Source organism: Streptomyces sp. NPDC043812 (assembly GCF_056436245.1).
Genome location: NZ_JBWKCY010000005.1, coordinates 289906 through 308289 on the forward strand (window position 1 = coordinate 289906; position 18384 = coordinate 308289).

Genomic DNA, 18384 nt, shown 5'->3' on the forward strand with positions numbered 1-18384 from the left:
TCCGGGGTCGATCGTGCCGCGCGGCGCACACGCTCGTTGTTGTTCACGGGCGTCAGGTGTGCCGGTCGGACGTCCCGGGCGATGGGCGAAGGAGCAAACCGATGGGCGAGGGGTACGCATGACTGACACCGGCCAGATCCCGGGCGAGGGGCTGCCGGAGAACGCAGGCATGGTGGAGCAGCCGGGCGTCCCCGCCCCCGGCGCGTACACCTACCTCGAACCCTCCGAGCACGCCCCCGAGGACGAAGACCTCCTGCTGATGCCGGGAGCCCAGGGCGCCTGGAGCGACCCGCAGCAGATGGCGGCGGCCCAGGCCGCACAGGCGCAGGCCGGTATCGATCAGTACGCGGCCGCGCCGGTTTCGGTTCAGCCGATCGGCCACCCGGATTCCGCACCGCAGTACGGCAGCGGCCAGTTCCAGGTGGAGTACCAGCCGACGGGGTACGACTACCAAGCCGCTCCGGCCGTCCACGGCGGCGGCCATCCGGCGGGCGAACCCGCACCGGACGCCTCGGCCGTGCCGGCACCGGAGTTCGTCGAGGTGACCCGGCCCGCTCCGGCGGAGGACGGGTTGCACTACGCCCAGGAGCCGCAGCAGCACGACGCTCCGGCGCAGGTGCCGCTCGCCGAGGAGCCCGGCATCGACGCGTCGATGGGGCAGCCCCAGCCGGTGCAGGACATCCGGTACGAGGAGGCGCCGCCCGCGGACGCCCCGTACCAGGAGGACGCCGTGCAGGAACCACTGACGCAGGTGCAGGGCACCATGTCGGTCGTCCCGGGCATCGCACCGGCCGAACCGGTCGCCGCCACCGAGGCTCCCGCGGACGCGGCCCACGCAGCGCACCCGGTCGACGTGCAGTCCGCCGTCATGGTCGACGCCGGGCCGGAGGAGGCCGTGGCCGTCGCAACGACCGAGGCCCATGCCCAGCAGCCGACCGAGGCCCATGCCCAGCAGCCGGCCGAGGCCGTGCGCGTGGCCCACGAGACCGGCGCCCACGAAATGGGCGGGCGGGATTCGGGATCCGTCGACCTCAACGGCGTCCGCATGCCCGCGGCGGCCACCTCCGCCATGCCGACACCGCCGCCCGCGCGCCGTCCGCTCCACATGGGGCCGCCGGTGCCGGAGGCCAACAGCGGCGTGGTGCGCTCGCTCGCCGACCGTGGTCCCGCCGGGACCCCGCCGCACCCGATGGTTGTCCGTACCGCCCAGGCGCAGGCCGCAGCGGCCACGGGCGTCGAGTATCTCGACGTACCCCGCGAGGAGCCCGCCGCCGAGCTGCCGGGACCGCAGCTCGGTGAGATCCCGCCGCAGGCCGGAGCCCCCTGGGACCCGCAGCCGCCACAGGAGCAGACGCCCGTGGCCACCCCCGTCATGCCCGCAGAAACGGTCGTCCCCCAGCCGGAGCCGGCCGTGCCCGAGGACCCGGCCGCGACGGCCGAAGTGCCCCCCGAGGCCACGGCCGTGACGGCGCAGGAAGCCGTCGTGCCCGCACCGCGTGTCGGCGGCTCCGAGCCGCGCCAGGCGGCGCCGGCGCAGGGCGTCGACGCACCCGTGGGCGAGGAGCCCGCCGCGCCGACCGATGCCGGCGTGGCGACGGCCCCGGCAGAGGCGACGACGGCCCCCGACGCGGAGGCGGAGTTCGCGGCGCACCCCGTCGACCTCTCGGCCGAGTCCGCGCAGGCCCCCGACGCGCAGCCCCTCGCCGACGCCGTCGCCTTCGCGGACACGGCACCGGAATCCGCACCGGGGGCCGACGAGGCGTCCGAGCCCGTGGAGCAGCCGGAGCCGGCCTTCGCCGCCGTCGCGCCCGAGCCCGACACCGCGCCCGAGGCCGACACCGCCCCCACGGCCGAAGCAGCCCCCGAGCCCGAGGCCGGGCCCGAGCTGGTCGGGCCCGAGCTGGTCGGGCCCCCCGTGGAGCCCGCCGCCGACGGGGAAGTCGTCGACCCCGGTGCCGGGCCGGAGCCCGTACCGGCCGGTGCCGAGCAGGCAGCCGACGCGCCCGCCGAGACCGAGGCCCCCGAACCGGAGCCCGCCGCCCCGGCCGCCCCCGGCTACGACGACGCCGAACGCGAGGCTGTTCTCCGCGTCATGCGCGAACGCCGCGACATCCGCAACGGCTTCCGCAGCGACCCCATCCCGCACGAGGTCCTCCTGCGCGTCCTCGAAGCGGCGCACACCGCGCCCAGCGTCGGTCACTCGCAGCCCTGGGACTTCGTCGTCATCCGGTCGGCCGAGACCCGCCGCACCATGCACGAACTCGCCCAGCGTCAGCGCGAGGCGTACGCGAAGTCGCTGCCCAAGGGCCGCGCCAAGCAGTTCAAGGAACTGAAGATCGAGGCCATCCTCGACACCCCGGTGAACATCGTCGTCACCGCCGACCCCACGCGCGGCGGCCGGCACACCCTCGGCCGGCACACCCAGCCGCAGATGGCGCCGTACTCCTCCGCTCTGGCCGTCGAGAACCTGTGGCTCGCCGCCCGTGCCGAAGGCCTCGGCGTCGGCTGGGTCAGCTTCTTCGACGAGCGCGAGATGGTCCGCACGCTCGGCCTGCCCGACCACCTCGAAGTCGTCGCCTACCTCTGCGTGGGTTACGTCGACGAGTTCCCCGACGAGCCGGAGCTGATGCAGGCCGGCTGGTCCAAGCGCCGCCCGCTCTCCTGGGTCGTCCACGAGGAGACCTACGGCCGTCGTGCGCTGCCCGGGGAGGAGCCGCACGATCTCCTGCAGGAAACCGTCACCAACATCCGCCCGCTCGATGCCAAGGCGCTCGGCGAGGCATGGGAACGCCAGAAGCGGATGACCAAGCCCGCCGGTGCGCTCGGCATGCTGGAGATCATCTCCGCACAGCTCAGCGGGCTGTCCCGGATGTGCCCGCCGCCGATCCCGGAGCCCGCGGCCGTCGCGATCTTCGCGGGCGACCACGGCGTGCACGCCCAGGGCGTCACCGCCTGGCCGCAGGAGGTCACCGGCCAGATGGTGGCCAACTTCCTCGGCGGCGGAGCGGTGTGCAACGCCTTCGCGAACCAGGTCGGCGCCGAGGTCTGCGTGATCGACGTGGGTGTGGCCTCCGATCTGCCGGCCACTCCCGGACTACTGCCCCGCAAGGTCCGGGCCGGCACGGCCGACTTCACGACAGGCCCGGCGCTCAGCCGCGAAGACGTGCTCGCCGCCATCGAGGTCGGCATCGAGACCGCCCGCGACCTCGTCGCGGCCGGCAACAAGGCCCTGCTCACCGGCGAGATGGGCATCGCCAACACCACCACGTCGGCCGCGCTCATCTGCGTCTACACCGGCGCCGACCCGACCGGGATCACCGGCCGCGGCACCGGCATCAACGACGAGATGCACGCGCGCAAGGTGGACGTCGTCCGCCGCGCCCTCGAACTCCACCGGCCTGACCCCGCCGACCCGATCGGCGTGCTGTCGGCGGTCGGCGGACTGGAGCACGCCGCGCTGGTCGGCTTCATCCTCGGCGGCGCGTCCCTGCGCACGCCGGTCGTGCTCGACGGCGTCAGCGCGGGCGCCGCGGCGCTGGTCGCCCGCGCCGTCGCCCCCGAGGCGCTGGCAGCGTGCATCGCGGGCCACCGCAGCGCCGAGCCCGGTCACGTCGCGGCACTCAACAAGCTCGGTCTACGCCCCTTGATCGACCTCGACCTCCGCCTCGGCGAGGGCACCGGCGCGCTCCTGGCGCTGCCGGTCGTCCAGAGCGCGGCGAGGGCGATGCACGAGGTGGCCACGTTCGACTCGGCCGGCGTCACGGAGAAGTAGCGCGATCCGGGCCCGGGGCGGTGACCGTCCCGGGTCCGGCCCGTCCGTGGCCCTTCGCCACGGCCCCTCCGGCTCCTGGCCGCCCGCCCCCCGGACACCGGCAACCGCCCGAGGCCCCGGAACCGTACTCTGGTCCTGGGCAGTGTCCCCAGCGCCCCCACCAGCCGCTTCACCGCCGCAGCGGCCCGCACCACGCACCGTCCTCCCGAGGAGCCGCACCGCCATGCCCGAGCCCGCCGAGCACCCCGCCTACCCTGTCGGACTGCGCCTGACCGGGCGGCGCGTCGTCGTCATCGGCGGCGGCCAGGTCGCCCAGCGCCGCCTCCCCGCGCTCGTCGCGGCCGGTGCCGACGTCACCCTCGTCTCGCCCTCCGCGACGCCCTCCGTGGAGGCCATGGCCGAGTCCGGCGAGATCACCTGGACCCGGCGGCGCTACGAGGAGGGGGACATCGCCGAGGCCTGGTACGCCCTCGTCGCCACCAGCGACCCCGACGCCAACGCGCGTGCCTCCGCAGAGGCCGAGCGCACCAAGACCTGGTGCGTACGCAGCGACGACGCCGAGGCGGCCACCGCGTGGACGCCGGCGACGGGCCGCAGCGAGGGTGTCACCGTCGCCGTGCTCACCGGCCGGGACCCGCGCCGCTCCGCCGCGGTGCGGGACGCGATCGTCGAGGGCCTGCGCGACGGCAGCCTCGCCGCACCGCACCACCGCACGCGCGCCCCGTTCGTCGCCCTCGTCGGCGGCGGCCCGGGCGACCCGGACCTCATCACTGTGCGCGGCCGGCGACTCCTCGCCGAGGCCGATGTCGTGATCGCCGACCGGCTCGGCCCGCGGGACCTCCTCGACGAACTGCCGCCGCACGTCGAGGTGATCGACGCGGCGAAGATCCCCTACGGCCGCTTCATGGCCCAGGAGGCCATCAACAACGCGCTCATCGAGCACGCCAAGGCGGGCAAGGCCGTCGTACGGCTCAAGGGCGGCGACCCGTTCGTCTTCGGCCGTGGCATGGAAGAGGCGCAGGCGCTGGCCGAGGCGGGCATCCCCTGCACCGTGGTGCCCGGAATCTCCAGCTCCATCTCGGTGCCGTCGGCCGCGGGGATCCCTGTCACGCACCGCGGGGTCGCGCACGAGTTCACCGTCGTCAGCGGCCATGTCGCGCCGGACGACCCGCGTTCACTCGTCGACTGGCAGTCGCTCGCCAAGCTGACCGGCACCCTGGTGATCCTGATGGGTGTCGACAAGATCGGCGCCATCGCCGAGGCGCTCGTCGCCCACGGCAAGGACCCCGGGACGCCGGTCGCCCTGGTGCAGGAGGGCACCACCGCCACCCAGCGTCGCGTCGACGCGACGCTTGCCACCGTCGGCGAGACCGCGCGGACGCAGGACGTACGGCCGCCGGCCGTCATCGTCGTCGGCGATGTCGTGGGCGTCGGCGTGCCGCCCCTCGCCTGAGCCGTCGAACTCCGAACGGATCATGTAACCAGCGGTAACAGAACCACGCGCGAGCCGTTGGCACCGCATCACCGAGAAGGCAGTATCACCCTGTGGCTGATCTCATCACCGTCGACGACCCCGACGACCCGTGCCTGGCCGACTACACGGGCCTGACCGACGTCGAACTGCGGCGCAGGCGGGAGCCCGCGGAGGGCCTGTTCATCGCGGAGGGCGAGAAGGTCATCCGCCGTGCCAGGCAGGCCGGTTACGAGATGCGGTCGATGCTGCTCTCGGCGAAGTGGATCGACGTCATGCGCGACGTCATCGACGAGGTCCCGGCCCCCGTGTACGCGGTCGACCCCGCTCTCGCCGAACGGGTCACCGGCTACCACGTGCATCGCGGCGCGCTCGCCTCCATGCAGCGCAAGCCGCTGCCGGAGCCGGCCGAACTGCTCGGCGGCGCCCGCCGCGTGGCACTGTTCGAGGACATCGTCGACCACGCCAACCTGGGTGCGGCCTTCCGGAACGCCGCCGCGCTCGGCGTGGACGCGGTCCTGCTCACTCCCCGCTGTGCCGACCCCCTCTACCGCAGAGCGGTGAAGGTGTCGATGGGGGCGGTGCTCCAGGTTCCGTGGACGCGCCTGGCTTCGTGGCCGGGAGAGGCCGAACTGCTCCGGTCGGCAGGCTTCACGACCGCGGCTCTCTGCCTCAGCGAGCAGGCGATCACCCTCGACGAGCTCGCCGCACGGAAGTACGAGAGGCTCGCCCTGATCTTCGGCACCGAGGGAGAGGGGCTCACCCCTGCGTCGCTCCGTGCCGCCGACGAGCACGTCCGTATCCCCATGGACGCCGGGGTCGACTCGCTGAACGTCGCCGCGGCCTCCGCCGTGGCCTTCTACGCCACGCGGCTGCGGCCGGCCTGACGTGCGGGGACAGCGCGGCCGGCCTGATGTGTGAGGACGGCCGGTCCGCCAGGTCCGGCGACGCTCTCGGCAGGTCGTCGCCGGCCGCACGGCGGGCCGCGCCCGTCCGCACCCGGGGCAGCTACAGCTGCTGGGCCGCCGCGATGCCCAGCGCCACGATCAGGGTCACCACGAAGAAGACGACGATCCGCTGACGCAGCAGCCGCGGATTGGCGGGCCGGCGTCCGGTCGACGTCGTCCGCGTACCGGGTCTGGTGCCGCCCTGGCGGCCGTTCGTCCGCTGGCCGGTGCGGCGGCCGGTACTGCGGGGCTGCTGCGGCCGTGATCCGGCACCGGTGCGTGCGGACTGCGGCCGGGGCAGCGAGGTGCCGCCCGTGCGCCGCTCCAGGCGCTCCGTGTGCTCGCCGCGTTCGCCCCGCTCCGTGGTGTGTTCCCGCCGCTCCGTGTACCGCGAGGTCGGCCGGTTCAGCTCGATCCGCTCCCGCTGGACGGGCGGACGGGCCTCGTGCAGCCCCTGCGCCTCCCTGGCCGCGATCTCCTTGAGCCGCATCGACAGCTGCAATGTGCTCGGGCGCTCCTCGGGGTCCTTCGCCAGACACGCGGCGACAAGCGGCGCGAGGGCGTCGTGCACGCCGTGCAGATGCGGTTCCTCGTGCACCACGCGGTACAGCATCACCTCGGAACTGCCGTGCCCGAAGGGCGAGTCGCCCATCGCCGCGTACGCCAGCGTGGCTCCGAGCGCGAACACGTCGGTCGCCGGCGTGACGACCGCACCGCGCACCTGCTCGGGAGCGAGGAAACCCGGGGAACCGACCGCCGTACCGACGTGGGTGAGCGTGCTCGCGCCCGTCGCCCAGGCGATACCGAAGTCGATGATCCGCGGCCCCTTGGGGGACAGCAGGATGTTGGACGGCTTCAGATCCCGGTGCACCACCCCGGCCTCGTGGACCGCGACGAGCCCCTCCGAGAGCGCCGCGCCGACCGCGGCGACGTCGGCCGCACGCAGCGCGCCCTCCTCGGCCACCTTGTCGTGCAGCGACGGGCCGGGGACGTACTGCGTGGCGAACCAGGGCCGCTCGGCCTCCAGATCCGCGGCCACCAGCCGGGCCGTGCAGCCGCCCCGGATGCGCCGTGCCGCCGACACCTCACGGGCGAACCGTGACCTGAACTCCTGGTCCTCCGCGAGGTCCGGCCGGATCACCTTCAGGGCCACGCGCTGCCCGCGCCGGTCGGACCCCAGATAGACGACACCCATACCGCCCGCGCCGAGCCTGCGGTGCAGCCTGAACGAGCCGACGACACGCGGGTCCTCGCGCCGGAGCCGCATCATCGCCATTGTCCGTCCCCTACCTACGGTGGGAGGCCCCACCCCGCTGCCCGGTCGTCCGTTTGACGTGCCACAGCTTACGTACCGCCGCGCCGGTGCGCTCATTGGCCGCGCCCTCGCGTCCGCATCGATTGTCAGTGCCGGGTGGGAAACTTGAGGAGTGGTCAGGGGAGACCGGATCCGTCTCCCCACGATCGTGCGAGATCTCAACGGTCAATCGCAGAAGGGGGATTGGATCGATGAAGGGTGACCGCGTGGAGATAGTGGTGGACGCGGGGGACACGACCCGGACGTACGAAGTGGTGGCAAGCCGGGCGGGTCGCCGGGTCGAGACAGCGGTGCGCCGTGGGGTGGTCGAAGTGAGCGAAGTCACCAGGTCCGGCTCCGTGGTGCGCACGGCCCGTTTCATGGCCACCCGCGTACTGGCCCTGGTGGAACAGCCCGTCCCTCGCGAGGACGACGCGGAGCACGGCCGTCCCCTCCGGGATGTCCCCAAGTCCTAGGCCTCCGTCTCCACCCAGGGGAGTACATGACGGGGGGAGGGCTCATCCTCCGGGAGGCCCGGTAATCGGTACGCGGGCATGACGTCCCGGGGCGCCCGCTTCCCTAATGTTGATGTCAAGCGGCGGGTGCAGCACTCGTCCCCCGAGGTCAGACACTCGCCGCTGCCAACCACGACAGGAGAAGGATCATGGCGGACACGGCATCGCGCAAGGCATACGCCGGGCTCGGCGTCCGTCCGTCCGGCACGCGCCACCCGCTGGTGGCCACGGCCATGGTCCTTCCCCTCGCGGCACTGCTGGTGGTCGTCTTCGGCGGCTGGGATGCAGTGGTCACACAGGCGTCGTCCGTGGGCGTGATGCTGGGGCGCTGACAAGCGCCCCGGGCCCGGAAGAGCGGTCCGGGTCGGGGACATCCGGCCAACAGCCCCGTGGGGACGGGGGTGCGGCGGACGGCAGCGTTTGGCCGGTCAGCTGGGGAGCTGACCGGCCATCGCGCATTTCATGGGCGGGGCCGTTCACGGGGGAGTTGCCGAGTGTTGCCGGGTCGTGAGCGTCGTACCCCGGGACGGCCCCCGCGCTCCTCGTTTCGTGCCCGGGTACGCTCCAGCGCGTGACCGCACCACTTGTCCGCGCCCTCGGGCGCCTCGCCCGTGACGCGGCCCACGCCCGCTCCGCAGCCTCCGTCTGTCGCGAATGCGGGACGGACGGCGAGACCCTCGCGCACCGCCCCGACGGTGTCGTCGTACGACACGGTGATGCCGTCGCCAAGGCGCACGCCCCCGACACGGACCTGGACGCGCACCGCGCCCGCCTCGCCTTTGCCGCTCACCCCGCGCTGACCGGCATCCTGCTGCCGCCGCTCCCGCTCCGTGACACGAGCACCGAGGGGCGCCAGGTCACCGCGTGGCCTTACGGAGCTCCGGTGGATCCCGCCGATCCCGACGGGGCCCCCTGGGAGGAGGCAGCCGTACTCCTCGCGCGGCTGCATCGCGTGGCAGCCGATGTGCTCCCGGTGCAACTGCCCCTGATGCGCGGCCCGGTCAAGGCGGCGGCCGCCGTGGCCCGTATGGAGACGGCCGCGGCCGGCCACCCGGCCGCCCCGGCGATCCGCCGAGCCTGGCAGCGGCTCCCCGCGTGGGCGCGGGGCGAGGAGGTCTCGCCCCACCACCGCACCGTGTGTCACGGTGATCTGCACCTGGGCCAGCTCGTCCGGCACCCGGTCCCCGCGGGCCGGTGGCAGCTCATCGACATCGACGATCTCGGTCTCGGCGACCCGGCCTGGGATCTGGCCCGTCCCGCCGCCTGGTTCGCGGCGGGCCTGCTGCCACCGGAGATCTGGCAGCGGTTCCTCGGCGCGTACACCGCGGCGAACGGCCCCGCCGTCCCGGACGCTGCCGACCCCTGGCCCCAACTGGACGTGCCCGCCCGCGCGCTGACCGTTCAGACCGCGGCGCTGGCGCTGGCCAAGTCGGCTGCGGAGCAGAGGCAACCGGACGACGTCGAGGGCGCGGTGATCGATATCTGTACCCGAATTGCCACACTCCCGCCCGAGTTGTAGTTCGAGTCCGCGTCGTAGGGTGAAGTCCTCGTCGCCGGGCATGCATCCGGCGACGTCGACCGATCGGCGAGAGGCTGAGCAGACGATGCAGTGTCCGAAGTGCCATGCAGCGATGCACACGTACAACCGCAACGGGGTCCAGATCGAGCAGTGCAGCGGCTGCCGCGGGATATTCCTCGACTACGGCGAGCTGGAGTCCCTGACCCGCCTCGAGTCGCAGTGGGTGCAGCAGGCCCCGCCCGCGCCGCCGGCCCCGCAGGCGTACCCGGCCCCGGCCGCGCCCGCCTGGGGCGCCCCGCAGCACGGCCACCACGGCAGGCACCACCAGCGCGGTTTCGGCCGGATGCTCTTCTCCTCCTGAGAGGATCCGCCCGGGTCCGGGGGCGCCCCGGGCCCGGGCGGTCACCGACCGTGCGGCGGGCCTTGTGGCACACATTCGGGCAGGGCCAATTGCATACCGTCGACGGGATTCGGTCCGCAGTCTAGGCATGGGCATGACCAATCCCTATGGTGCGGCCATGACCTTCCTCGACAGGTCCGGCACCGTCGCCCCGCCTGGCTGGAGCCGCTGGCTCGTCCCACCCGCGGCGCTCTCCGTCCATCTCTCGATCGGACAGGCCTACGCCTGGAGCGTGTTCAAACCGGCGCTCGAGTCGTCACTCGGCCTCTCCGGCACTGCCAGCGCCCTCCCGTTCCAGCTGGGCATCGTCATGCTCGGTCTCTCCGCGGCCTTCGGCGGCACCCTCGTCGAGCGCAACGGGCCCCGCTGGGCGATGTTCGTCTCCCTCCTCTGCTTCTCCTCCGGCTTTCCGGTCGCCGCCCTCGGCGTTGCCGCCGGCCAGTACTGGCTCGTCGTCCTCGGCTACGGATTCATCGGCGGCATCGGACTCGGCATCGGCTACATCTCGCCCGTGTCGACGCTCATCAAGTGGTTCCCGGACCGCCCCGGAATGGCGACCGGCATCGCGATCATGGGCTTCGGCGGCGGCGCGCTGATCGCCTCCCCGTGGTCGACCTGGATGCTCGAGTCGTTCGGCACGGACCGGGCCGGCATCGCGACGGCGTTCCTCGTCCACGGCCTGGCCTACGCCGTCTTCATGTCCCTGGGTGTCCTGCTCGTCCGGGTCCCCGCCGACGGCTGGCAGCCCGCTGGGTTCAAGCCGTCCCGGCAGACGCGCGCCCTGGTCACCACGGCCGACGTCTCGGCCCGGAACGCCCTGCGCACACCGCAGTTCTGGTGTCTGTGGGTGGTTCTCTGCATGAACGTCACCGCGGGGATCGGCATCCTGGAGAAGGCCGCCCCGATGATCACCGACTTCTTCGCGGACACCGGTGCCGCCGTGACGGCCTCCGCCGCCGCGGGGTTCGTCGCACTGCTCTCCCTCGCGAACATGACCGGCCGCATCCTGTGGTCCTCCACCTCGGACCTGATCGGCCGGAGGAACATCTACCGCGTCTACCTCGGCGTCGGCGCTCTCATGTATCTCGCGATCGTCCAGCTCGGCAACGACTCGAAGCCTCTGTTCGTCGTCTGCGCACTGGTGATCCTCTCGTTCTACGGCGGAGGCTTCGCCACCATCCCGGCGTATCTCAAGGACCTGTTCGGCACGTACCAGGTCGGCGCGATCCATGGGCGGCTGCTCACCGCCTGGTCGACGGCAGGCGTTCTCGGCCCGCTGATCGTCAACTGGGTGGCGGATGCCCAGGAGGCCGCGGGTCACTCCGGTCCCCGCCTCTACACCACCTCGCTCTACATCATGATCGGCCTGCTGGTGGTGGGGTTCGTCGCCAACGAGCTCGTACGCCCCGTCGATGCCCGGTTCCACGAACCGCGGCCGCTCCAGGAGGAGGAGAGGGACCATGAACGGCAGCCGTCATAGGGCGCTGGGAACCGCGGCCTGGCTCTGGGTGGCCGTGCCGTTCGGCTACGGCCTGTACGAGTTGATCCGCAAGGCCACTCAGCTCTTCACCAGGTGACCTCCGCCGCCCGGGCGGCACACGACGAAGCCCCAGGCCGTCGAGGCGACCTGGGGCTTCGGATGGTGCGCGATACTGGGATTGAACCAGTGACCTCTTCCGTGTCAGGGAAGCGCTCTCCCGCTGAGCTAATCGCGCAGGGTGAACCTGCGTGTTGCGTGCGCGATACTGGGATTGAACCAGTGACCTCTTCCGTGTCAGGGAAGCGCTCTCCCGCTGAGCTAATCGCGCGGGATCCTTGCGGACCAGTGGACGATACTGGGATTGAACCAGTGACCTCTTCCGTGTCAGGGAAGCGCTCTCCCGCTGAGCTAATCGTCCATGGAGGTGGAGACGGGATTTGAACCCGTGTAGACGGCTTTGCAGGCCGTTGCCTCGCCTCTCGGCCACTCCACCCGGAGTGCAGGGGTTCGGGAAAGATCCCCCATTCTCGAGCGGACGACGAGATTCGAACTCGCGACCCTCACCTTGGCAAGGTGATGCTCTACCAACTGAGCCACGTCCGCCTGTCGTTTCCGGTCCGCTTGCGCGTCCCGGCGACGAGTTGAACTCTAGCGGATTCCTGGGCCAGCACAAAAACGCGTTTGTGCAGCTTGCTGACGTGTGTGCGCGTCACGGCAGCTCATCGGCGGAGGACCGGCGACCGACCTGCGGCTCATCCGCACCCGATCCGTGCCGGTCATACACTCACAGACGTGCACGACCACGCTCCTCTGGCCAGGTTCGGCCCCCTTGTAGCCACCGACCTCCGCGACGTCACCAGCGACCCCGCGGCCCTGGAATCCTCCGGGTTCTGGGCCGTCTCCGCAGACTTCGAGGGGCGGCTGACGTGTGCCCGCTGGGGCGACGTACGCACGCGGCCGGTGCCAGACCCGGTCCCCGGCCGCTGGCGCGGACCGGCCGCCGAGGACTGGACCTCGTCGCTCGACCGCGCCGCCTACACCGCCGGTGTGCGGCGCATCCGTGAGCACATCGCGGCCGGCGAGGTCTACCAGGCCAACCTCTGCCGCGTCCTGTCGGCGCCGCTGCCGGACCCGGACGACGCCGATGTCGACGAGCTCACCGCCCTCCTGGCCCGGGGAAACCCGGCGCCCTATGCAGGAACGATCCGGCTTCCCGCGCACGGAGTGGAGATCGCCACCGCATCCCCCGAGCTGTACCTGCGCCGCACCGGCCGCACCGTCGAGTCCGGCCCGATCAAGGGCACCGGCCGTACCGCCGCCGATCTGCTCGAGAAGGACCACGCCGAGAACGTGATGATCGTGGACCTCGTCCGCAACGACCTCGGCCGCGTCTGCGCCACGGGCAGCGTCGAGGTCCCCGCCCTGTGCGCCGTCGAGGCCCACCCCGGACTGGTCCATCTCGTCTCCACCGTGCGCGGCGAACTCGCTCCCGCGGCCGGATGGCCCGAGCTGCTCGCCGCCACCTTCCCACCCGGTTCGGTCACCGGGGCACCCAAGTCCAGTGCTCTGAAGATCATTGAGGCGCTGGAGACATCGCCCCGCGGCCCGTACTGCGGGGGCATCGGCTGGGTCGACGCGGACCGGGGCACCGGCGAGCTCGCCGTGGGCATACGCACCTTCTGGATCGACCGCACCCCACTGGAGGGTCCGCAGCTGCGCTTCGGCACCGGAGCCGGAATCACCTGGGGATCGGATCCCGACCGGGAGTGGGCCGAGACCGAACTGAAGGCCTCCCGGCTGCTCGCGGTAGCGTCGGGCGCGTACGAGGCAATCGGAAGGACCAGCTAGATGAAGCTTTGGGTCAACGGCGAACTCAAGGACGCCGAAGACGCCCGGGTGTCCGTGCTCGACCACGGCATGACCGTGGGCGACGGCATCTTCGAGACCGTCAAGGCGGTCCACGGGCAGCCCTTCGCCCTCACCCGGCACCTGGAGCGGCTCACCCGCTCCGCCCGCGGCCTCGGACTTCCCGAGCCCGACCACGACGAGGTGCGACGGGCCTGCGCCGCAGTGATCGACGCCAACCCGATGCCGCTCGGCCGGCTGCGCATCACCTACACCGGCGGTCTCTCGCCGCTCGGATCCGACCGTGGCACCGACGGCCCGACGCTGGTCGTCGCCCTCGGGGAGAGCGGCCGCCGTCCCGACACCACCGCGGTGATCACCGTCCCCTGGACGCGCAACGAACGCGGCGCGCTGACCGGACTGAAGACCACCTCGTACGCGGAGAACGTCGTCGCGCTCGCCAGAGCCCATGAGCGGGGCGCCTCCGAGGCCCTGTTCGCCAACACCGTGGGACAGCTGTGCGAGGGCACCGGCTCCAATGTCTTCGTCGTCGTCGACGGCGAGCTCCACACCCCTCCGGTGTCCTCCGGCTGCCTCGCAGGAATCACCCGTGCCCTGGCCGTGGAGTGGACGGGAGCCAAGGAGACCGACCTGCCGCTGGACGTACTGGACCGGGCCGAGGAGATCTTCCTGACCTCCACCCTCCGCGACGTCCAGGCCGTCGTGCGCGTCGACGGCCGTGACATCGCCGCGGTTCCCGGGCCGGTGACGGCCAAGGCCATGCGTGTCTTCGAGGAGCGTGCCGCCGCTGACCCGGACCCCAAGTCGCACTAGAAACAGCGCCGTTGGAAAACCTGGTGTCGGACGGCCGCGGGGCAGGTAGAAAGTCACCGATGACGACAACCCTGCGGCCCACCGGGCCGATCCAGCGCGACGGGACCGGCGCCACCTCACGCGCCTACGACGTGTGCGTCAACGGCCGGCCCGTCGGCGCCGTCGAGCTCGCCACGGACCCCGGCAGAGGTCCGTCCGCCGGCTACGTCCGCTCCCTGCTCATCGAGGAGGCAGACCAGCGCCGCGGGCGCGGCACGGTCGCCGCACTCGCGGCCGAGGAGGTGCTGCGCGGCTGGGGATGCACGGAGGTCCGCACCTCCGTTCCGGCCGATGCCGGCGCCGCCCTTCGGCTGGCCACCGTCCTCGGTTACACCGAGCGCGGCCGCAGCATGGTCAAGGACCTTCCGGACCGGGCGCCCGCCCTGCCACCGGAGACCGAGGGCCGGCCCATGAGCGAGCCGGAGTTCGGCCGCTGGAGGTCGCGTGCCGTCGAGGAGTACGCCAAGGAGTGGACCGGCCGGGGAGTGCCGCGGGACGAGGCCGTCGCCAGGTCCGAGACCCTCCACCGCAACCTGCTCCCGGAAGGTCTCGCCACCCCCGGCGTCCGGCTCCGGCACCTGGTCGCGCGGGGCACCGTGGTCGGCCATGTCTGGGTCGCGCAGCGCGAGGTGCGCCCAGGGGAACCGGGCTGGTACGTGTACGACGTCGAGGTGGCCGAGGAGCACCGCGGACGGGGACACGGCCGTGCGCTGATGCTCCTCGCCGAGCGGATCGCGCTGGCCGACGGCGGGGGGCCGATCGCCCTCTTCGTCCACGAGGGCAACACCCGGGCACGCGCCCTGTACGAGTCCCTCGGCTACCGCGCCACCCACCGCAACTTCGTCAAGCCACTGCAGTAGGCGTCACGGCCGGCCGGTCAGCAGCCGGTCGGCGATCTCCTCGATCCGGCCGCGCAGCCCCTCCTGGCTCTTGCCCCCGTCCAGGCGCTGCCCGTCGATGACGTACGTCGGTGTGCCGGTCACGCCGATCGCCTTGCCCTCGGCATGGTCCGCGTCGACGATCAGAATGTGCCGCCCGTCGATCAGTGCGGTGTCGAACTCCTCGGCATCCAGGCCCAGTTCGCGTGCCACGTCCAGCAGAACCGGCTCCCCCTTCGCCGCCAGCTCGTCGGTGCGCGCCAGCACAGCCTCCACGTACGGCCAGCCCTTGCCCTGTTCGGCGGCCTCCTCCGCTGCCTGCGCGGCGGTGAAGGCGTGCCGGTGCTTGTCGAGGGGGAAGTGCCGCAGCCGCAGCTCCAGCCGGTCGCCGTAGCGGGCGCGCAGGGCCCGCAGGTCCTCCAGGGCGGCGTGGCAGTCGGGGCACTGGAGCTCGCACCAGACGTCGAGGACGACGGGGCGGGCGGTGGTGGAGTCGCTCATGGCGCCAGTCTTTCAGCCGGGCACCCGAGGGCCCAACCGGGACCGGAGGAGGAGATCACCCCCGATATCCCCCTGAGGTCGTCCTCGGACATGGCCCGAGGGGAGGGGGACGGTGCAGGATGGAAGGGACGTAACACCTCTTGCCCGCCGAAGCCTGGAGGACCGGATGCTTGCCGAGACCATTTGTTCCGCGGTGTCCGCGGCGGGCCTGGGCATCGCCGCGATCACGGCGTACCGCCGGCGTTTCCTCGCCGCGACCCGGATCGCCGCCTACTCCCTGATCCCCGTGGGGCTGGTGCTGACGGGGGCGGTGCAGTGGGTCGTCGACACGGCGTTCAGCCCGTCGGCCTGGCTCGGCTTCGGCCTCCTCGGCGGCGCATGGCTGCTGTTCATGACCACCCGGGTGATCGAGCGCCGCAGGGGCGGCACCCGTGCGGAACGCAAGGCCGCAGAGGCGGCCGGGCACGGGGCCTCCGTGGAGCCGGCCGCCTCCGCGCCGTCACTGGGTCAGGCGCGTCCGTCGGCAGCGCCCCGTTCCCAGCCGAAGAAGGCTGCACCCGCCGATGACTTCAGCGACATCGAGGCAATCCTGAAGAAGCACGGTATCTAGTACGCCTCCCTCCGGGCACGGGATGTGATGAACTACCCCCCTCCCGGGGGCGTGTTGGTCGGTCCCCGGACGCCGCCTGCGTCATCATCGGCCCCGAGATGCTCGATACCTCCCGGGGCCAGGCCCCCGCACCCACACCTGAGCCGCGCGGCTGCCTCTTCGCGCTCTCCCAGCCGCCCCTGATGATCTTTCTCGCGGTGATCGGCGTGCTGCTGCTGATGGGCGCCCTGCACGATCTGTTCCTGCTGTGATCCGCGCGGTGTGCGAAGCCCCGCCGGTCAGCCGGCGGCCTCCTTGCGCCGGGCGCGGTAGGCCGCGACGTGCAGTCGGTTGCCGCAGGTGCGGCTGTCGCAGTAGCGGCGCGAACGGTTGCGGGACAGGTCGACGAAGGCACGTCCGCAGTCCGGCGCCTCGCAGCGGCGCAGCCGCTCCTGCTCGCCCGCGACCACGATGAACGCCAGGGCCATCCCGCAGTCGGCGGCGAGGTGGTCGGCGACCGATGCGCCCGGTGCGAAGTAGTGCACATGCCAGTCGTAGCCGTCGTGGTCGGTCAGCTGCGGCGTGGTGCCCGCGGCAGTGACCAGCTGGTTGATCAGATCCGCGGCGGTGCGGCTGTCCGGCGCGGCGAAGATCTCCGCGAACCGTGCCCGCACCGCCTGCAGCGCTCTGAGGTCGCGTTGTCCCAGCTCGCCCACGTCGCTGATGTCGTGGCTGCGCACGAAGCCTTCGAGTGCTGCGACGTCCGCGAGCCCGTCCTCCTGCTCGCCCTCCGGTGCGGTGTTCACCAGATCGACGACCGCGTCGAGCGCGATACGGGTGTCGTGGGGGATCAGCACGATTCGCTCCCTGGCCTGCCGCGGGCCGGTGCCCGCCGAATTGCGCCGACTCTAGCGGTTCGTGCCGAGAGCGCACCGGCGCCGTCGCCACGGTGGATTCCGTGACGACGGCGCCGGTGTCAGCCGTATGGGATTGTCCGCGCGGCGCCGTCTCCCCGAGATGGACGGCGCCGGGCGGCTCTTGGCCTGGCTCAGCTTTCGGCCAGGATGTGCGAGAGCTCCGTGTCGAGATCGAAATGCCGATGCTCGGTACCTGGTGGCACCGCGGCGTCCGTTCGCTTCAGGAACGACTCCAGGGCCCGCGCCGGGGCCTCGAGCAGGGCTTCGCCCTCCGGGGAGCTCAGCGCGATGCAGACAACGCCCTGGCCGTGGCTGCGGGACGGCCAGACTCGTACGTCGCCCGTACCGGTGGGGCGATGCAGCCCCTCCGCGAGGAGGTCGCGGGCGAAAACCCATTCGACCGTCTCTTCGGCTCCGGTGTGGAAGGTGGCGTGCACGGCATAAGGATCGGCCGTGTCATACCGCAGGCCCGCGGGTACAGGCAGTGATGACTCGCTCGATACAACGAGGCGCAGGTGCAGCTCGCAGCTGACCGTGGTGTTCATAAGCGCCAGGGCCTTTCGCTCAGTGTGCGCTCGGGGATTCGCACGTCGGCGAAATCGACATGCCACCTACGGTGCCGTTGTAAACCCCTCTGACCGTTTTGTGATCCTTCATGTCGCTCGTACGGCGGCGCATTTCCTTGTGTTATACGGCCGTTCCGGTGATGAAGTTCAATCCGGTAAGTTGGGGACCATGAATGCGGAGAGTGACGAGCGGAGCGAGAGCGTCGCAGCGACGGTCTCGGGTTCCGCGACGGGGGACGTGACGACGGGCGCGGCCGAGCCGGCCCCGGACGGGGGCAAGGAGGAGCGGGAGCTCGGGTCGCGGGCGCCACACTTCATCAAACGGTCCAGAACGCTGCACATCAGCTGGCAGGTCGGCGTCTTCATCGTGGGTCTCGCGGTCGTCGGCGCGGGCGTCGCGATGCTCGTCCTGCCCGGACCCGGCTGGGTCGTGATCTTCGGTGGCATGGCGATCTGGGCGACGGAGTTCGTCTGGGCGCAGCTGGTGCTCCGCTGGACCAAGCGGAAGGTGACCGAGGCGGCACAGAAGGCGCTCGACCCGAAGGTCCGGCAGCGGAACATCATCCTCACGAGCGTCGGCCTGGTGATCATCGCCGTACTGGTCGGGATCTACCTCTGGAAGTTCGGGATCGCGATGCCGTGGAAGATCGACGAGTGACCCGCACATGGTCCTGGCGACCCGCTGACATGGGGTAATGTTTGCGGTGCGCCCGGGCGATTAGCTCAGTGGGAGAGCGCTTCGTTCACACCGAAGAGGTCACTGGTTCGAACCCAGTATCGCCCACCCGGACCGAAGGCCCCGGAGACTCCGCGTCTC

General features: G+C 71.9%; 19 protein-coding genes and 6 tRNA genes. 16 read left to right on the forward strand and 9 right to left on the reverse strand.

What is annotated here, in order from left to right:
* The first annotated feature begins 118 nt into the window (after positions 1-118).
* The 3 genes from cobT to AC067Z_RS10490 all read left to right on the forward strand — a co-directional run bounded on the left by cobT (position 119) and on the right by AC067Z_RS10490 (position 6130).
* A complete protein-coding gene (cobT, locus tag AC067Z_RS10480) occupies positions 119-3772 on the forward strand; it encodes a nicotinate-nucleotide--dimethylbenzimidazole phosphoribosyltransferase (RefSeq protein ID WP_478789083.1) in 3654 nt (1217 codons plus the stop codon).
* Between the two features lie 223 nt (positions 3773-3995).
* Complete coding sequence (gene cobA, locus AC067Z_RS10485) at positions 3996-5225, forward strand: uroporphyrinogen-III C-methyltransferase (protein ID WP_478789084.1); 1230 nt, start codon at positions 3996-3998, stop codon at positions 5223-5225.
* 92 nt (positions 5226-5317) lie between these two features.
* Positions 5318-6130, forward strand: coding sequence for a TrmH family RNA methyltransferase (locus tag AC067Z_RS10490; RefSeq protein WP_478789085.1), 813 nt, complete (start codon positions 5318-5320; stop codon positions 6128-6130).
* Positions 6131-6251: 121 nt separating this feature from the next.
* Here AC067Z_RS10490 and AC067Z_RS10495 read toward each other — a convergent pair whose 3' ends face one another.
* Entirely contained in the window at positions 6252-7466 is a 1215-nt protein-coding gene (locus AC067Z_RS10495) for a serine/threonine-protein kinase (RefSeq protein ID WP_478789086.1), read from the reverse strand.
* Between the two features lie 230 nt (positions 7467-7696).
* On the opposite strand from AC067Z_RS10495, the gene AC067Z_RS10500 reads away from it, so the two are divergent.
* From AC067Z_RS10500 to AC067Z_RS10525, 6 genes are all read left to right on the forward strand, one after another.
* Positions 7697-7960 carry a hypothetical protein gene (locus tag AC067Z_RS10500; RefSeq protein WP_478789087.1) on the forward strand — a complete coding sequence of 88 codons (264 nt, stop codon included), beginning with the start codon at positions 7697-7699 and terminating at the stop codon, positions 7958-7960.
* A 188-nt stretch (positions 7961-8148) separates the two neighbouring features.
* Complete coding sequence (locus AC067Z_RS10505) at positions 8149-8331, forward strand: hypothetical protein (RefSeq protein WP_215183029.1); 183 nt, start codon at positions 8149-8151, stop codon at positions 8329-8331.
* Between the two features lie 239 nt (positions 8332-8570).
* On the forward strand, positions 8571-9518 hold the full coding sequence (locus AC067Z_RS10510; protein WP_478789088.1) for a phosphotransferase: 948 nt from the start codon (positions 8571-8573) through the stop codon (positions 9516-9518).
* Positions 9519-9603: 85 nt separating this feature from the next.
* Complete coding sequence (locus AC067Z_RS10515; RefSeq protein ID WP_478789089.1) at positions 9604-9879, forward strand: TFIIB-type zinc ribbon-containing protein; 276 nt, start codon at positions 9604-9606, stop codon at positions 9877-9879.
* Between the two features lie 157 nt (positions 9880-10036).
* Positions 10037-11398, forward strand: a complete 1362-nt coding sequence (locus AC067Z_RS10520; protein WP_478789142.1) for an L-lactate MFS transporter — start codon at positions 10037-10039, stop codon at positions 11396-11398.
* Positions 11379-11495 carry an MFS transporter small subunit gene (locus AC067Z_RS10525; RefSeq protein WP_478789090.1) on the forward strand — a complete coding sequence of 39 codons (117 nt, stop codon included), beginning with the start codon at positions 11379-11381 and terminating at the stop codon, positions 11493-11495. Before AC067Z_RS10520 ends, AC067Z_RS10525 begins: the two co-directional genes overlap by 20 nt.
* A gap of 63 nt (positions 11496-11558) precedes the next feature.
* Here the strand turns inward: AC067Z_RS10525 and AC067Z_RS10530 are convergent.
* From AC067Z_RS10530 to AC067Z_RS10550, 5 genes are all read right to left on the reverse strand, one after another.
* Positions 11559-11633: transfer RNA gene (locus AC067Z_RS10530), tRNA-Val, on the reverse strand.
* A 21-nt stretch (positions 11634-11654) separates the two neighbouring features.
* A tRNA-Val gene (locus AC067Z_RS10535) sits at positions 11655-11726 on the reverse strand.
* Between the two features lie 18 nt (positions 11727-11744).
* Positions 11745-11816, reverse strand: a tRNA-Val gene (locus tag AC067Z_RS10540).
* Position 11817: 1 nt separating this feature from the next.
* A tRNA-Cys gene (locus AC067Z_RS10545) sits at positions 11818-11891 on the reverse strand.
* A 37-nt stretch (positions 11892-11928) separates the two neighbouring features.
* Positions 11929-12001, reverse strand: a tRNA-Gly gene (locus AC067Z_RS10550).
* Between the two features lie 189 nt (positions 12002-12190).
* Between AC067Z_RS10550 and AC067Z_RS10555 the strand changes: the two genes are divergently transcribed.
* From AC067Z_RS10555 to AC067Z_RS10565, 3 genes are read left to right on the forward strand one after another with little or no spacing between them, the layout of a single operon-like run.
* Complete coding sequence (locus tag AC067Z_RS10555) at positions 12191-13246, forward strand: chorismate-binding protein (protein ID WP_478789091.1); 1056 nt, start codon at positions 12191-12193, stop codon at positions 13244-13246.
* Positions 13247-14077, forward strand: coding sequence for an aminotransferase class IV (locus tag AC067Z_RS10560; RefSeq protein ID WP_478789092.1), 831 nt, complete (start codon positions 13247-13249; stop codon positions 14075-14077).
* 59 nt (positions 14078-14136) lie between these two features.
* Positions 14137-14976, forward strand: coding sequence for a GNAT family N-acetyltransferase (locus AC067Z_RS10565; RefSeq protein ID WP_478789093.1), 840 nt, complete (start codon positions 14137-14139; stop codon positions 14974-14976).
* 3 nt (positions 14977-14979) lie between these two features.
* Here AC067Z_RS10565 and AC067Z_RS10570 read toward each other — a convergent pair whose 3' ends face one another.
* Entirely contained in the window at positions 14980-15495 is a 516-nt protein-coding gene (locus AC067Z_RS10570; protein ID WP_478789094.1) for a DsbA family protein, read from the reverse strand.
* A 166-nt stretch (positions 15496-15661) separates the two neighbouring features.
* Between AC067Z_RS10570 and AC067Z_RS10575 the strand changes: the two genes are divergently transcribed.
* Positions 15662-16105, forward strand: coding sequence for a hypothetical protein (locus tag AC067Z_RS10575; RefSeq protein ID WP_478789095.1), 444 nt, complete (start codon positions 15662-15664; stop codon positions 16103-16105).
* A gap of 98 nt (positions 16106-16203) precedes the next feature.
* Positions 16204-16356 carry a hypothetical protein gene (locus AC067Z_RS10580; RefSeq protein WP_478789096.1) on the forward strand — a complete coding sequence of 51 codons (153 nt, stop codon included), beginning with the start codon at positions 16204-16206 and terminating at the stop codon, positions 16354-16356.
* A 27-nt stretch (positions 16357-16383) separates the two neighbouring features.
* Here AC067Z_RS10580 and AC067Z_RS10585 read toward each other — a convergent pair whose 3' ends face one another.
* Both AC067Z_RS10585 and AC067Z_RS10590 read right to left on the reverse strand, forming a co-directional pair.
* Positions 16384-16941, reverse strand: coding sequence for a CGNR zinc finger domain-containing protein (locus AC067Z_RS10585; protein WP_478789097.1), 558 nt, complete (start codon positions 16939-16941; stop codon positions 16384-16386).
* Positions 16942-17132: 191 nt separating this feature from the next.
* On the reverse strand, positions 17133-17546 hold the full coding sequence (locus AC067Z_RS10590; protein ID WP_003959770.1) for an SsgA family sporulation/cell division regulator: 414 nt from the start codon (positions 17544-17546) through the stop codon (positions 17133-17135).
* A 190-nt stretch (positions 17547-17736) separates the two neighbouring features.
* Here AC067Z_RS10590 and AC067Z_RS10595 point away from each other — a divergent pair, with 190 nt between their 5' ends.
* Entirely contained in the window at positions 17737-18225 is a 489-nt protein-coding gene (locus AC067Z_RS10595; RefSeq protein ID WP_478789098.1) for a TIGR02611 family protein, read from the forward strand.
* Between the two features lie 54 nt (positions 18226-18279).
* Positions 18280-18351, forward strand: a tRNA-Val gene (locus tag AC067Z_RS10600).
* Positions 18352-18384: the final 33 nt, after the last annotated feature.

What these genes read in the sequence shown, in the direction of transcription:
- cobT (WP_478789083.1), top strand. Translation starts at nt 119, where the DNA reads ATGACTGACACCGGCCAGATCCCGGGCGAGGGGCTGCCGGAGAACGCA.
- cobA (WP_478789084.1), top strand. Translation starts at nt 3,996, where the DNA reads ATGCCCGAGCCCGCCGAGCACCCCGCCTACCCTGTCGGACTGCGCCTG.
- AC067Z_RS10495 (WP_478789086.1), bottom strand. Translation starts at nt 7,466, where the DNA reads ATGGCGATGATGCGGCTCCGGCGCGAGGACCCGCGTGTCGTCGGCTCG.
- AC067Z_RS10500 (WP_478789087.1), top strand. Translation starts at nt 7,697, where the DNA reads ATGAAGGGTGACCGCGTGGAGATAGTGGTGGACGCGGGGGACACGACC.
- AC067Z_RS10505 (WP_215183029.1), top strand. Translation starts at nt 8,149, where the DNA reads ATGGCGGACACGGCATCGCGCAAGGCATACGCCGGGCTCGGCGTCCGT.
- AC067Z_RS10515 (WP_478789089.1), top strand. Translation starts at nt 9,604, where the DNA reads ATGCAGTGTCCGAAGTGCCATGCAGCGATGCACACGTACAACCGCAAC.
- AC067Z_RS10520 (WP_478789142.1), top strand. Translation starts at nt 10,037, where the DNA reads ATGACCTTCCTCGACAGGTCCGGCACCGTCGCCCCGCCTGGCTGGAGC.
- AC067Z_RS10525 (WP_478789090.1), top strand. Translation starts at nt 11,379, where the DNA reads ATGAACGGCAGCCGTCATAGGGCGCTGGGAACCGCGGCCTGGCTCTGG.
- AC067Z_RS10560 (WP_478789092.1), top strand. Translation starts at nt 13,247, where the DNA reads ATGAAGCTTTGGGTCAACGGCGAACTCAAGGACGCCGAAGACGCCCGG.
- AC067Z_RS10565 (WP_478789093.1), top strand. Translation starts at nt 14,137, where the DNA reads ATGACGACAACCCTGCGGCCCACCGGGCCGATCCAGCGCGACGGGACC.
- AC067Z_RS10570 (WP_478789094.1), bottom strand. Translation starts at nt 15,495, where the DNA reads ATGAGCGACTCCACCACCGCCCGCCCCGTCGTCCTCGACGTCTGGTGC.
- AC067Z_RS10575 (WP_478789095.1), top strand. Translation starts at nt 15,662, where the DNA reads ATGCTTGCCGAGACCATTTGTTCCGCGGTGTCCGCGGCGGGCCTGGGC.
- AC067Z_RS10580 (WP_478789096.1), top strand. Translation starts at nt 16,204, where the DNA reads ATGCTCGATACCTCCCGGGGCCAGGCCCCCGCACCCACACCTGAGCCG.
- AC067Z_RS10590 (WP_003959770.1), bottom strand. Translation starts at nt 17,546, where the DNA reads ATGAACACCACGGTCAGCTGCGAGCTGCACCTGCGCCTCGTTGTATCG.
- AC067Z_RS10595 (WP_478789098.1), top strand. Translation starts at nt 17,737, where the DNA reads ATGAATGCGGAGAGTGACGAGCGGAGCGAGAGCGTCGCAGCGACGGTC.